We start from the raw sequence: 13802 nt of genomic DNA, 5'->3' as shown, positions 1-13802 counted from the left end.
TAACTTGGCGGTGAAAGTCCGCTACAGGCTTGGCAGTAGGAACTGTTAGCCAAAGGCAAGGGTGTCCGCCGCGAGGCGGAATCTGAAGGAAGCCGGAGGCAAACCCTCGGTCTGACGAACAGAAATCACATAGAAGGCATGATGAGGCGGACGAGCTTGCAGTACAAAGCGAAGTCCAATACTGCCCGAATCTCATCATGTAGATGTGGCAGATGGATGAGGGGAAAGTTATCGCTCTTACCCGGGGAGATCTCACAGACGTCAAGTAGACCATTCGAAAGGCGGAGTAAAGCTTGCTGTGAGAAGTCAGCAGAGGCCATACTACCGGAAATTTTTTTTTTCGGGAAGGGCCGAACAATCGTAAGCCTCAAGTACATGCAGGAAGGAGAACCGATACGATGAAAGCAGAATACCGAAAGGGCTGCCCGCAAAGGGATAGTGTGGAACACGAAGAGTATGCAGGAGCGCGGAGTATCGGAGCTCGGGAAAGCAGAGAAAGAGACAGTGCAACAGACCTGCTGGAGAGGATACTGGGCAGGGACAACCTAAACAGAGCCTACAAGCGGGTCAAAAGCAATCACGGAGCGCCAGGAATCGACGGAATGACCGTCGAGGCGGCACTACCGTGGTTGCGGGAACATAGAGACGAACTCTTGCAAAGCATTCGGGAAGGAAGATACAGGCCAAGCCCTGTGCGGCGCAAGGAAATCCCCAAACCGGATGGAAGCGGAGTGCGAAAACTTGGCATTCCCACCGTAGTGGACCGTGTGATCCAGCAAGCCATTGCCCAACAGTTGCAACCGCTGTTCGAACCGCTTTTCTCGGAGGGTAGCTATGGCTACCGCCCCGGACGGAGTGCGCAGCAAGCGATCCAGAACGTGAAAGCTTATACGGAGCAGGGGCACGGCTATGCCGTAGAAATCGACCTCTCGAAGTATTTCGACACCTTGAACCACGAACTGCTGATGAACTTGCTGCGCAAGCAAATCCGTGACAAGCGAGTAACCGATCTGATTAAGAAGTATCTCAAAAGCGGAGTCATGGAAAACGGAGTGCGACGTGAGACCGAAGAAGGTTCACCGCAAGGCGGCCCGCTATCGCCGCTACTCGCCAATATCTACCTGAACGAGTTTGATCAGGAGATGAAACGCCGAGGCGTAGTGGTCATACGCTATGCGGATGACATCGTCGTGCTGGCGAAGAGCAAACGGGCAGCAACGCGGCTTCTGGAATCCTGTAGGGCGTACTTGGAGAACAAGCTAAAACTCAAACTGAATGCGCAGAAAAGCAAGGTCGTCAGCGTAGTGGCTCGGAAACATTTCAAATTCCTTGGCTTTGCTCTGGGGAAGAACGGAAGCGGGATATATATCCGTGTTCATTCACAATCTCTCGCAAAAGCGAAGAAGAAGCTGAAAGAACTAACGAGTCGGAGTCAAGGCAGGAATGTTCGACAGGTCATGGAGGACGTAAAGGTCTATATTCGCGGCTGGATCGGTCACTTCTACGTGGCTGACATGAAACGGATTCTGCAAAGCTGGAACGAGTGGCTGAGAAGACGATTCCGCATGTACATCTGGAAACAATGGAAGAAGCCGAAAACAAAGGTACAAAACCTGCGCAAGTTGGGGATACCGGAGTGGCAGGCTTACCAGTGGGGAAATACTCGTCTGGGATACTGGCGCGTGGCCGGAAGCCCAGTGCTGTCTCGTTCCATAACAAACGAAAAGCTCGTACAGGCAGGGTATTATGACTTCCCTGCCCAATACGAGCGTCTTCGTAACTTGCACTCAAGCGGTTGAACCGCCGTATACCGAACGGTACGTACGGTGGTGTGAGAGGTCGGCTACTCAACTAATGGGTAGCCTCCTACTCGATTTTGCCATGGAACCCGGAGGTCCGGCTGGCCGGAACAACCCGTTACACCCGGGAAGGAAACGTTTTCAAAAAAACGTTGACAAAATGAAAACGGATACATATAATAAAAGTACAGTATGGTTTCTCTCCACTCCTATCCGAATAATGGCACTGTGTGCAACCGCCTGATATTCAGGCGGTCTTTTTTTATGAGAAATACTTGTTTCTGTCGATAAAGCAGGATTTTTAACTGCCGATCTCGAATGAATACGGAATAGAAGTACAAATTCTAAATTTTTTTTAAGAATCACCGCAACTTTTTGGCTCCCCGGACGGTACAAACATGTGGCGACGAAGGGAGCAGGCGGGGAATCACAAGGAGGGTCGCCGAGGGCATGACCGATTCCCAGTTGATCCGAGAAATTAAAGACGGAAACGTCGAACTATATAACGAATTGATGCGCCGCTATGAACGTAAAATATTGGCATTCATCTTTCACATGCTGAAAAGCGCGCAATTGGAATCATTGGCAGAGGATCTTTGCAACGAAACGTTCTACAAGGCTTATCGCAGCCTGCATTCGTTTCGGGAAGTCGAGGCGACCTTCTCCACCTGGTTGTATACCATTGCACGCAATACGGTTCTAAGCGAGCTGCGTAAACATAAAAACATCAAGGTTTCGCTCGAGCAAAGCGGCTACGTTCCCCAGACGGCGGCTGAAGCGCTGCCCGAGCAAACGGTGCTGCGGAACGAAAAAGTAACGATGGTTCGAGATGCGATCAACAATTTACCTGAGAAGCAAAGATCGGCCCTTATATTGCGGGAATACGATCAGCTCGATTATCAGGAGATCGCGAATATTTTGGGGCAGACGGTCAGTTCGGTCAAGTCTTTGTTGTTTAGGGCGAGAGCTAGCGTCAAGCTCCAGTTGGAGCCATACTTTCTTGAACCGCTCTTTGAGGAGTATGAGGGGATGAATCGACGATGAAATGCGAAGACATTCAAGAGCTGTTCGGCGTGTATTGGGATTTGCACGAGGACGATCCGAAACGGCTGGCGGCGGATGCGCATATGAGGCACTGCGAATGCTGCTCTGAAGAGTATATCATATGGAAGGAAAGCACGATGCTGATCCGATCCGTTGCGGTGGAGGAATCCGCCGGAGCGAGCGAACGCACCGTCTCGTCAGCTGTTATGAGCCGGATTTTCGAAGAGGAAGGCTGGCGCACTCCGGTTAATGAACGGTTGTATCACTTTTCCGCGAAGCTTCGCCGGAATTTGACGGCAGCCATTATCGTTTGCGTGACCGTGTTTATGTTTACGTTCTGGATATCCCTGAACAACGAGCAGCATCACTACGATACAGCAGCCGCTCCGGAGTCGTCCGTGTTCGGACGCATCGGCGATCCGGTCGTAGTCGCATCCAGCCAAGCGGAGTCGTTGAATGTCCACGCGATGCCGACGGCGGTAGCCAGCCTGAAGGGGTTCAACAAACCGTTCATGTACCAGGTCGGACCGATTCATACGTTTCAGGATTATATGCTCTTTCTGTCGTTGCTCGGGTTGACGTGCACGCTGCTCATTATGAACTGGTTATCCCGGACCCGTTACTGAAAGAAGGAGTGTAATTCATGACGACCATCGGATTTATTCGTCACGGAACGACGGAATGGAACTTGGCGGGACGGATGCAGGGGCAGATGGACACGCCGCTGGCGGAGGTCGGACGGGTTCAAGCCGGGCTGCTGGGCGAACGGCTGAGAGGCGAGCCCTGGGATGGCATCGTAACCAGCGATTTAATGAGAGCAAGAGAAACGGCGGAACGAATTGCGCAAGCGACAGGTACTCCGGTGCTGGGCGTCGATGCGCGGCTGCGAGAGCGGGCTTTCGGGCAGCTCGAAGGAACGACGCTGGATGAGCGATTGGCGCGTTGGGGCGAACAATGGCGTCAGCTTGATCTTGGATTGGAAAGCGACGAGCTTTTACTGATGCGGTGGCAGTCGTTCTTGAGCGATTTGGAACGCGATCATGGCGGGAAACGGATCTTAATCGTCAGCCATGGCGGTTATATCGTACCGGTGATCGAATCGATCGGGCGACTGACGCTTGAAAGCCATCTCATGAATACGTCGTTGACGGTCATGGAACGGATTGACGACGGATGGCGGCTCCGTCTTCTTAATTGTACGGCACACCTCGCATCGCTTAAAACTAGCCCGTAAACCCGCGTAAATAACGACTACTCAAGCTTTCACCAGCTTCTTTATGAAGCAGGTGAAAGCTTTGTTTGTTTTTCTACGTTTAAAAACGGCACAAATTCCCATAATGGATAGTAAGGTTGAAACGACTCCAGCAGGTGCAGGAGGAGGGTTTAGGGGGAATTCAAGCATGAATTTAGCCGACATGTTGAGTTACGCGGACATTCATGATCTGAGCCGCATAGCCGGCACGTATGATTGCGAATGTAACGACCATTCCAAACATGAGCTGATCCAGTCGATTTTATCCCGAGTGGGACGAAGCGACGTGTTCGAGCGGTACGTTGATGAATTGACCATCGAGGACATCCGGTTCCTGAACTCGCTGCTGTTCGATCAACGAGGCTCATTCAGCTTGGAAGAATTGCTCGCGAGGGTGCAGCAAAGCAAATTTGTTAAAGATGAGGCCGACACCGATTGGAATCCGCGAGAGATGATTACAAGGTTTAAGCATCGCGGCTGGTTGTTCAACGGGCACTCGCAGCAAACCCGCTATTTGTTTCAGATTCCTGCGGATTTGAAGAGAAGATTTATTACCGCGCTCTCGAAGCGGTTCGAGGAGAGGATGCTGCTGACGGATGAGCCGTCCGTCTATCGTGACGAACAGAAGCTGATTTTGGACGACATTTGGCATTTCCTGCATTATTTGCAAGGTCAAGAGGTGATGTTAACCTCGGAGCTGGTTATGTACAAGCGCAATTTGCAGCAGATTCTCGAGCGTTTGGCCGTGCGGGAGGAGCCTGTCGGCAAAACGGCATGGCGTTTCGGGTACGGACGCATGTTTCGGGATTATCCGAACCGCTTCTCGTTTATTTACGATTACTGCTATTTCAGCGATCTCATTACCGAGCATCATCAGGTGCTGGCGTTGACCGAGCGCGGGAAAGCGGCCGTAATCGAGAATCGGAAGGAAGATCCGGTTCACGTGTACCGATTCTGGTTAAGGCTCTATAAAGGGCCTATTCCCCAGCTGCAGTCCATCGTCCAGTGGCTGAACCGGCTAGGAGGCTCGTGGGTGACGCTGTCGTCGCTGAAAGAGACGCTGGGTCCGTTGATCCGGCCGTTTTACTACGATTCAGCGGACGCTATTCTGGAACAGCGTATCTTGCAGATGATGATGCATCTCGGGCTTCTACGGATCGGGGAAGACGAGCATAAGGGCACGGTGATCCAAATATCCAAACTCGGATCCCGTATCATTGAAGGTACGTATGTGCCGGATGAGAATCCCCTCGTGCTGGATGTTTGACAAGCGGGTATCGGCTTGCTACAATCACTCCAATTTATATATGAAATGGAGTGGTTGGAATGCTGCATAGTTACAACGGGATTTTTCCGCAAGTGCACGAGAGCGTGTTTTTGGCCGCAGGCGTTCAGGTAATCGGCGATGTGGTGATTGAAGAAGGGGCGAGCATCTGGTACAACACGGTGCTCCGGGGCGATTTGGCCCCCATACGGATCGGCAAGCGGAGCAATATTCAGGACGGCTGTATCGGCCATGTGAACAAGGATGAACCGCTTATTGTCGAGGAGGAGGTGTCCGTTGGACACGGCGCCATTATCCACGGCTGCCGGATAGGCAAAGGCACATTAATCGGGATGGGGGCTATTGTACTTAACGGTGCCTCGATCGCTGAATATGCTTTAATAGGAGCGGGGTCGCTAATTACGGAAAACAAATCGATCCCCTCGTACACGCTATCCCTCGGTTCGCCGGCCAAAGTTGTCCGCGAGCTTGCAGAACCGGACTTGGCCAGGATGAAACGAACGATGGAAAGCTACTGCCTCAAGCGCGAGGAATATCGCAACCTGCAGGCGTAATCCGTTGTCCGCCTGAATGGAATGCAGGCGGCCCGTCCGCTTTCGGAAAAAGATGAAATTTCATTATGACCCGGTTTGGAGGTAGGTACTCATGGGCAAAATGAACGTGACAAACGACATGATGCTAAGTTTGTTTGCTGAAATGATGCTTGATGAAGCTATACGCGACTATCGAGAAAAGAAGCTGTACAACGAAATCGATCAGGCCTTGGCTGCGGGTGACGAACAATCCTTTATTGCCCTAACGACCGAACTAAACACGCTGCGCTCCCAGGGCATATGATCTCTTCATACAGGCTTGCTAGAGAAGGCAAATCGTGACATTTTATCGAAAGGCATATGAAACCCCTTCATATGTCTTTTTTTTGTGTTAAAGTAAGGAACGGGAAAGAAGGTGAAACGGATGAAATTCAGTGAAATCGAATCGGGAAACTGGTCGGAGCTTCAGCCCTATCTGGACACGTGCGTGCTGCCTGTTACGGGACTTGACGGTTCCGAATCTCCCTGGGAAGCCGCGGCGGCGCTGGAAGATTTGCGCGATGTGCTGGACCTGATCGAAATTCCTTTCAAAGGACGGATCGTGACGTTTCCGGCGATGCATTATATCGGTACGGGACAAGCGGCTGCTTCGGCACGAAAGCTGATTGAGGACGTCTGCGCAAGGCTAAAGGACGCGGGGTTCCGATATGTCGTGCTTGTGTCCGCATCGCGGCATGCGGAAGCCGGACTGCCGGTGGGTGCGGAAGGGGCGGATCTGATCATAGCCATGACGAAGGAAGAACTGACGGCGTTAGGCGCAGAAGCGAGGCGTTCGGTCGCTGACAAGCTGACGGAGCTTTGGCGGGACAGGCAATCGGTGTAAACGATGTATGTTCTGCGCCAAGGGTGTAAATTCTATGTAAGAGCACGCTGGAGGCGGCCGGCAGCAGTTGTGACAATTATGTTAAAACTGCTTGATCCGCCTCGTTTTCCAAGGCGCATAGTCATGTCTCCATTCTTGACGCACCCAGTGACGTAAGCTATTATTAGTTATGTCCTAGTATATGGTGTAAAGTTATGTCGAACGACTGATATATGTTGCAAAAGGGGGTAGAACGAGAATGAACGATCACACGAATCACGATTCGCAGCATCATGGCGAGAAACCGGTGAAACGTCGGGAAATGTCCAGACGCCAGTTTCTTTCCTACACCCTTGGCGGCGCAGGAGCTTTCATGGGTGCCGGGATGCTGGTGCCGATGGTTCGGTTTGCGGTGGATCCGGTCCTTCAACCTAAGAAGAAAGCCGATTGGGTGAAGGTTGTGGAAGAATCCAAGATTACGAACGAGCCGAAATCTTTCAAATTCGCGGTGCATCAGGTCGACGGTTGGTTTGAAAGCGACCCCGAGCTGGAAGCGTGGATATCGAAAGGCAAGGACGGCAAAGTTTTTGCGTTGAATCCGACCTGTAAACATTTAGGTTGCACCGTAAACTGGAATGCGAATCCGGAATACAAGGATCAATATTATTGTCCTTGTCACGGTGCGCACTACACGCCGGACGGCAAACAGCTGGCTGTCGCATCGGCGCCGCTGGATGAGTATGAAGTGAAAGTGGAGCAAGGCTTTGTGTACCTCGGTCAGCTTGGTCCGAACAAACGGGTGTAATAAGGAGGCGTAACATCAGATGTTTAAAAGTGTCTATAACTGGATCGATGAACGCCTGGATATCACGCCGCTGTGGCGGGACGTAGCGGATCACGAGGTGCCTGAGCACGTTAACCCGGCTCATCACTTCTCTGCTTTCGTTTATTGTTTCGGCGGATTGACGTTCTTTATCACAGTTATACAAATTTTGTCCGGTATGTTCTTAACGATGTATTACGTGCCGGATATTATCAACGCCTATGCAAGCGTTGACTATCTGCAGCATAAAGTGGCGTTCGGCGTTATCGTTCGCGGGATGCACCACTGGGGTGCGAGCTTGGTTATCGTGATGATGTTCTTACATACGCTCCGCGTCTTTTTCACTGGTTCGTATAAAGCTCCTCGCGAGATGAACTGGGTTGTAGGTATGTTGATTTTCTTCGTTATGTTGGGTCTCGGGTTGACAGGCTATCTCCTTCCTTGGGATAACAAAGCCTATTTCGCGACAAGCGTTACGTTGAAGATTGTGGAATCCGCTCCGTATATTGGACCTTACGCCAAGTCGTTCTTGCAAGGCGGCGAGATCGTAGGAGCTCAAACGTTGACGAGATTCTTCGCCTTACACGTGTTCTTCCTGCCGGCTGCCCTGCTTGGTCTGCTCGCCGGACACTTCTTGATGATCCGTAAGCAAGGGATTTCCGGGCCGCTCTAAGATGGGGAGGAACGATCACCGTTTACGGTTCATGAAAAAAATAGAAGGAGGGGCGATACGTGGCTCACGGACCTAAATCTGACGAAAAAATCGTTTACGTGGGAGACTCTCGCGTACGGGCGAAAGATACGCGCTTGATTCCGCAAGACTTCTCCGCTTATCCCGGTAAATCGGAAGTGTTCATTCCTAACTTCCTGTTGAAAGAGTGGATGGTAGGGGTTGTCGTCTTGCTCGGCATTCTGGTATTGGTTATGTCCGAAGCGGCGCCGCTTGGTTATCCGGCGGATCCGACCAACACGCAAATCATTCCGATGCCGGACTGGTACTTCCTGTTTATGTACCAATTGTTGAAATATCCATACACGTCCGGCGATTACGTCGTACTCGGTACGGTCGGCGTTCCGGGTATCTTGTTCGGTGCTTTGTTGCTCGCACCATTCCTCGATACCGGTAAAGAAAGACGTTTCTACAAACGTCCAATCGCCTCGACGTTGATGTTCGTAAGCTTGATTGCATGCACCTACTTGACGGTTTATTCCTGGCAGCACTATCAGCATGAGCTGAAAGAGAAAAATCTCGTTCCGGAGCACATTAAGCGCGAGGAAGAGATGCATGCGTCCAAGGGTGCCGGCGGTGCTGGCGGCGGAGGGGCGAAGAAGCCCGCTGCGCAGGCTGCGGCAATCGTCGCTCCGGATGACCCGGCAGCAGCGATTTATCAGAAGTCAACTTGCTTGCAATGCCATGGCGGCGAGTTGAAAGGAATGCCTTCCGCTGGAATTCCTGCCCTTCGCGGCATCGGCGACAAGCATAGTAAAGATGAAATCATCGGTATCATCAAGAATGGCCAGGGCAATATGACGGCGCAATACGACGCCAACATCGCCAAAGGCCTTTCCGCAGACGATATGGACAAATTGGCCGATTGGTTGGCCAAACAGAAGAAATAACCATGAACAAAACCTGATCGCTTGCAGCGGTCAGGTTTTTTAGTAAGCTGGGAGGGTTATCGTTGACCAATTGGCGTTTGTCGTACTATGTTTCAACGCCGTTCTTGGGCAGTAGGCTGATGCTTTGGAGCTTGTTTGTGATCAATCTCCTCGGCACGGTCTACGGGTATGAATGGTATTGGAAGCAGCTCCTCTTTACATCCGAAAATTTCGGCAACGCGTACTTGCCCTTCGTGCCGGATAGTCCTACGGCCAGCCTGTTCTTTACTTGTTTTATTGGGTTGCTGCTGTGGAATGTCGATAAGCAGACCGGTATAGCGGTGCCGCCCGAACGGGTCGGATGGCTGCGCGGATGTATAGAAGCGTTCGCGCTCATTACTTCGTTCAAATACGGCGTATGGGCCGTAGCGATGATTTGGGCGGGCGCTTATCAAGGGGACGGCATCGTTTGGCAGGATTGGATGCTGACGATTTCTCATCTGGGGATGGCCGCCGAAGCGTTACTCTATGCGAGATTTTATCGGTATACGCCTGGGGCGGTGTTGATCGTCGCCGCCTGGACGCTTTGGAACGATGCGATGGATTACGGCGCCGGGGTATTTCCGTGGCTGCCGGAAACCTTGCTGGACGATCTTGGCGCCATTCGACTGTTTACAATGGGACTTAGCTTCATCGGCATTGCAATCGCGATCATCATCTGGCTGATCCGCTATAGGAAGCACGGACGGATTTTACAGCACAAATCGGTCTAAATGAGACAACCCCTCCATAAATTGTACTTAGGAGGGGATGTCCGATGATCGGATTCGGGAAAATGAAGTGGATCGGGGTAAGTATGGCGCTCATATTGTTTTTGCCGCTATTGGCGGGCTGCGCATTATCCGCCAAGCAGGATGCTGCGGCAGCCGTTAAGCCGACGCCAGAGCAGCTCCAGAAGGTGAAGCTGTTGAATGAAACGGCGGAAACGATGTACCAGAAGGTCCAGCAGGGCGATATTCCGGGAAGCCGCGCGGTGCTGCAGCAGATTAGCGACCAGGTCACGCAAATACGGTTCGAGGGCATCACGTCGGTGGAAGGTCTGAACGCGCTGACCGATACGATCACCGAAGCTAAACGCGTCTTTCAAGCGGTTAAATTTAACCCGGATGCAGGGAAAATATCCGCGGCCAAAGTTCGCTTGGCGACCGATTCCCTTACGCACGCGAGCCAACCGCTTTGGCTGCAATATTACAAGCAGCTGCAGGATGACGTGAATGTGATCGAACAGACGGCCAAAGCTAGCGATAAAACGTCCCTGCAGCATGCCAGCGCACACTTCGAGCAGCATTACAGCATCATTCACCCAAGCTTGCTGATCAGCCGGCCGGCCGAAGATGTCGAGCGAATGGATTCGCTTGTCGCTTTTGTGAAATCGCAATCGATGAGTCAAGGCATGCCGTTCCGTAACGTGTTAAACGCGGTCCCGCCAATGCGGCAAATGTTGGACAAATTGTTTATGAAGCGCGAAGCGACTGCTTACTTGCCGTATCCGGAACCACAAAATCCGATTCTATGGACGCTTGCCTTCGGTTCGGTCATCTTGGCCGCCCTGGGCTTCGCCGGTTGGCGTTTATCGAAGAAGAACGACGGGATTGTTACGGTACGCCGCAACGAAGACGGCTACATATAAGCTTGTGATGCTAGGAAAGAGGCTTAAAGCCTTCGCCGACGACGTCGTGCACCTCTGTGATGATAATAAACGCACGGGGATCGACGGCTCGGACGAGGTCTTTAAGCCTTCTCATTTCACTGCGGGCAACGACGCAGTAGACGACGTTCTTGCTTTGCTTGGAGAAGGCGCCGATCGCCGGAAACAGCGTAACCCCGCGGTCCAGGCTGTTCGTAATTTCGTCAGCCAACCGGTCGGCGCGCTCGCTGATTATCGTGAATGCCCTGGCCGCGTAGGCACCTTCGATGAAGATATCGATCATTTTGGTCGTAATGAACACGGCTACAAGCGTATACATAATTTTTTCCTTCGGCAAAAAAAACAACGAAAGCGCAAGCACGATCGCGTCGGAGAATAAAATAATGCGTCCGACGCTCCACCCCTTCAGCTTATGAGCGATGCGCGCCACAATATCGGAGCCGCCGGTCGTTCCCCCGTACCGAAACACTAGTCCGAGTCCGATGCCTAACGTTAGTCCGGCATAGGCGGATACGAGAAAAAAATCATGTTCCGTCCGGAACGGTTCAATCCATCCCACGCGAATGAAATGCTCCATTAACCAAAGAAAAAATGAAAGCAGCAGCGTACCGGCAATCGTATAGAACATCGATGATTTGCCCAGGACACGCCAGCCCAGAACAAATAACGGGATATTGATAACAAGGGTTGTCAGGGAAGGGGGGAAGCCGAATATATAGTTCAGCAATAGGGCGATACCGGTGATGCCGCCTTCCATGAACTCGTTGGAAATGACGAAATAGTGGAGACCGAATGCATAAACGGCAGTCCCCATGGCGATAGGCAAAAGGTTTCGAAGCGGCGTCCATAGGGGGGAGAGTATGGCGGAAACACCTCCTGTTCCTCCCTAATATGGCTCGCCGTTCATGGCGGTATGCTTCGCAACAAAAAAAATTTGTCACGGAACCTCCATTTGCGTTAACATGGTATTGATGTTCTGCGGTGATGCAAGCATCAGAACCCTGAGTAAGGCTGGTGACGGATCGAACCATGGACAAGGAACGCTCGCTTAAAGACCTCCAGGACGAAGTGGATGCATACATATCTCAATTTAAGGAAGGTTACTTCCGTCCGATGACGATGCTGGCAAGGATGTCGGAAGAAGTCGGCGAGCTGGCGCGGGAAGTGAACCACCGGTTCGGCGAGAAACCGAAAAAGCCGACGGAAGCGGACAATTCAATCGAGCTGGAGCTCGGCGACATTCTTTTCATAACGATTTGCTTTGCCAATTCGCTTGGCATCGATCTAACGAAGGCGCATGATCAAGTCATGCATAAATTCCGTACGCGGGACGCCGACCGTTGGACTAAAGTGGACACCGATTCGTAACGTCTTACATATGCTGTACCATCACCCTTTTTTCCGTACGGTCGTACCATGCGCCGGCTCCGTATGCACGTAGGAAGGAGATGGGGGAATGGATGGCGAACTTGCGATTAAAAAAGCGTACGAATCGATCTTAAATCACGATTTCGAACAGGCTATCGGTTGGTTCGAACGGGCCATCGCCTTGAATCCCAATAACGCTTCTTACCATTACAAGCTGTCGATTACCTACGCGCGCAGCAATAAATTGTCGAAGGCGATCCGGCATGCGGAACAAGCGGTGAAGCTCGAGCCGACGGATGAGCACTATACGTTTCATTTGCAGCATCTGCGCGCAAAAGCGTTGTTGGTTGAGGCGGAAAAATTGTTCGAAGAATCGGATGAGCGGCTCTGGCTGGCCGTTGCTTTAGTGAAACAAGCGGTAGAGAATGACCCGCTGTCGTTAGAAGCTTACCTGCTGCTAGGGATCGCTTATGCGCGGCTTGACGAATACAGCTTGGCGATCGGGGCCGTGAAAGAGCTGCTGAAGCTTGATCCCGGGCACTCGATCGGGAACCGGCTGCTCTCGGAATATGAATACAAATGGAAACAATATATGAGGCGTACTTCATCCTAGGGAGTGCAGAAGGAGAGGACTCAAGAGATTATGGGACAAACGAAGATTAAAGTAGCGGTTGCCGGCGCAAGCGGCCGTATGGGACGAGAGGTTGTAAAAATGGTTCTTGCCGATCCGGAACTCGAGCTCGTAGCGGCGATGGACCGATCGACGAAGAACACGGATGCGGGCCGGCTTGTCGGGCTCGATCCGTGCGGCATCATGGTGACGAACGACTTGGAATTAACGCTTGTGGAAACGAACCCGGATGTCATGGTCGACTTCACGACGCCGCAATCGGCCGTCGTTAATACGGCGCTTGCCATTAAACACAAGGTTCGTCCGGTCATGGGCACGACAGGCTTCACCCCGGAAGACATCGAAGCGCTGGACAAGCAGTGTAAAGCTGCCGGGATCGGAGGGCTGATTGCGCCGAACTTCTCGATTGGCGCGATTCTGATGATGAAATTCGCGGCGCAAGCGGCCAAATATATGCCACATGTAGAAATTATCGAATACCATGGGGATCAGAAGCTTGACGCTCCTTCAGGCACGTCCGTCAAGACCGCGGAGATGATTGCGCAAGTGCGGGGCGAGTTGAGACAAGGCAACCCGAAAGAGGAAGAAACGATCGAAGGGGCGAGAGGCGGCTACTACGACGGATTTCGGATACATAGCGTGAGGCTTCCAGGGATTTTTGCGCAGCAGGAAGTGGTATTCGGCGCTTTCGGCCAAACCCTGAAAATCCGGCACGATTCGTACGACCGGGCGGGTTATATGCCCGGTGTGAACGTTGCGGTGAAGAAAGTGATGACATATGCAGGCATGGTTTACGGCTTCGAGCATTTCATTGATTGACGGAAGTCGGGGACAAGGCCGATCTTTGCGGTTTCGCCCCGATGCCAATCGTTTTTGAACCGCGAAAACACCGTTTGCA

At 52.0% G+C, this 13802-nt stretch carries 17 protein-coding genes; 16 read left to right on the top strand and 1 reads right to left on the bottom strand.

All coding sequences use genetic code 11. The annotated features are described in order from the left end of the window. Positions 1-398: 398 nt before the first annotated feature. The 13 genes from ltrA (at position 399) to ACZ439_RS01540 (ending at position 10887) form a co-directional block, all read left to right on the top strand. Complete coding sequence (ltrA, locus tag ACZ439_RS01600; protein ID WP_054798696.1) at positions 399-1799, top strand: group II intron reverse transcriptase/maturase; 1401 nt, start codon at positions 399-401, stop codon at positions 1797-1799. A gap of 450 nt (positions 1800-2249) precedes the next feature. Then, a complete protein-coding gene (locus ACZ439_RS01595) occupies positions 2250-2843 on the top strand; it encodes an RNA polymerase sigma factor (RefSeq protein ID WP_127607969.1) in 594 nt (197 codons plus the stop codon). Then, positions 2840-3469 (top strand): anti-sigma factor, encoded by a 630-nt coding sequence (locus ACZ439_RS01590; RefSeq protein ID WP_054797754.1) that lies wholly within the window; start codon positions 2840-2842, stop codon positions 3467-3469. Before ACZ439_RS01595 ends, ACZ439_RS01590 begins: the two co-directional genes overlap by 4 nt. A gap of 17 nt (positions 3470-3486) precedes the next feature. Next, entirely contained in the window at positions 3487-4077 is a 591-nt protein-coding gene (locus tag ACZ439_RS01585; protein ID WP_054797753.1) for a histidine phosphatase family protein, read from the top strand. A 166-nt stretch (positions 4078-4243) separates the two neighbouring features. Beyond that, positions 4244-5362 carry a hypothetical protein gene (locus ACZ439_RS01580; RefSeq protein ID WP_054797752.1) on the top strand — a complete coding sequence of 373 codons (1119 nt, stop codon included), beginning with the start codon at positions 4244-4246 and terminating at the stop codon, positions 5360-5362. A gap of 59 nt (positions 5363-5421) precedes the next feature. Then, positions 5422-5934: a gamma carbonic anhydrase family protein gene (locus tag ACZ439_RS01575; RefSeq protein ID WP_464620548.1), complete on the top strand. Its 513-nt coding sequence runs from the start codon at positions 5422-5424 to the stop codon at positions 5932-5934. Between the two features lie 91 nt (positions 5935-6025). Then, positions 6026-6217 carry an IDEAL domain-containing protein gene (locus ACZ439_RS01570; RefSeq protein ID WP_054797751.1) on the top strand — a complete coding sequence of 64 codons (192 nt, stop codon included), beginning with the start codon at positions 6026-6028 and terminating at the stop codon, positions 6215-6217. A gap of 120 nt (positions 6218-6337) precedes the next feature. Beyond that, positions 6338-6796 carry a DUF2487 family protein gene (locus ACZ439_RS01565; protein WP_054797755.1) on the top strand — a complete coding sequence of 153 codons (459 nt, stop codon included), beginning with the start codon at positions 6338-6340 and terminating at the stop codon, positions 6794-6796. Positions 6797-7034: 238 nt separating this feature from the next. Continuing rightward, positions 7035-7580: a QcrA and Rieske domain-containing protein gene (locus ACZ439_RS01560; protein WP_054797750.1), complete on the top strand. Its 546-nt coding sequence runs from the start codon at positions 7035-7037 to the stop codon at positions 7578-7580. Positions 7581-7599: 19 nt separating this feature from the next. Beyond that, positions 7600-8271 carry a menaquinol-cytochrome c reductase cytochrome b subunit gene (gene qcrB, locus ACZ439_RS01555; protein WP_127607972.1) on the top strand — a complete coding sequence of 224 codons (672 nt, stop codon included), beginning with the start codon at positions 7600-7602 and terminating at the stop codon, positions 8269-8271. A gap of 59 nt (positions 8272-8330) precedes the next feature. Continuing rightward, positions 8331-9218: a c-type cytochrome gene (locus ACZ439_RS01550; protein WP_127607973.1), complete on the top strand. Its 888-nt coding sequence runs from the start codon at positions 8331-8333 to the stop codon at positions 9216-9218. A gap of 62 nt (positions 9219-9280) precedes the next feature. Continuing rightward, on the top strand, positions 9281-9970 hold the full coding sequence (locus tag ACZ439_RS01545; protein ID WP_054800079.1) for a DUF1405 domain-containing protein: 690 nt from the start codon (positions 9281-9283) through the stop codon (positions 9968-9970). 44 nt (positions 9971-10014) lie between these two features. After that, on the top strand, positions 10015-10887 hold the full coding sequence (locus ACZ439_RS01540; RefSeq protein ID WP_141335491.1) for a sporulation protein YpjB: 873 nt from the start codon (positions 10015-10017) through the stop codon (positions 10885-10887). 10 nt (positions 10888-10897) lie between these two features. Here the strand turns inward: ACZ439_RS01540 and ACZ439_RS01535 are convergent, their stop codons facing one another. Further along, positions 10898-11719: a YitT family protein gene (locus ACZ439_RS01535; RefSeq protein ID WP_155614873.1), complete on the bottom strand. Its 822-nt coding sequence runs from the start codon at positions 11717-11719 to the stop codon at positions 10898-10900. A 215-nt stretch (positions 11720-11934) separates the two neighbouring features. On the opposite strand from ACZ439_RS01535, the gene ACZ439_RS01530 reads away from it, so the two are divergent. The 3 genes from ACZ439_RS01530 to dapB all read left to right on the top strand — a co-directional run bounded on the left by ACZ439_RS01530 (position 11935) and on the right by dapB (position 13723). Next, positions 11935-12273: a nucleotide pyrophosphohydrolase gene (locus ACZ439_RS01530; protein WP_054797749.1), complete on the top strand. Its 339-nt coding sequence runs from the start codon at positions 11935-11937 to the stop codon at positions 12271-12273. Positions 12274-12361: 88 nt separating this feature from the next. Then, positions 12362-12886 carry a tetratricopeptide repeat protein gene (locus ACZ439_RS01525; RefSeq protein WP_464620547.1) on the top strand — a complete coding sequence of 175 codons (525 nt, stop codon included), beginning with the start codon at positions 12362-12364 and terminating at the stop codon, positions 12884-12886. Positions 12887-12916: 30 nt separating this feature from the next. Then, positions 12917-13723 carry a 4-hydroxy-tetrahydrodipicolinate reductase gene (gene dapB / locus ACZ439_RS01520; RefSeq protein WP_155614855.1) on the top strand — a complete coding sequence of 269 codons (807 nt, stop codon included), beginning with the start codon at positions 12917-12919 and terminating at the stop codon, positions 13721-13723. The last annotated feature ends 79 nt before the right edge of the window (positions 13724-13802 follow it).

The organism is Paenibacillus sp. JCM 9796 (genome assembly GCF_055379675.1).
Note: the sequence above shows the minus strand (reverse complement) of the source record. Positions and strands in the feature narration are given on the sequence as shown.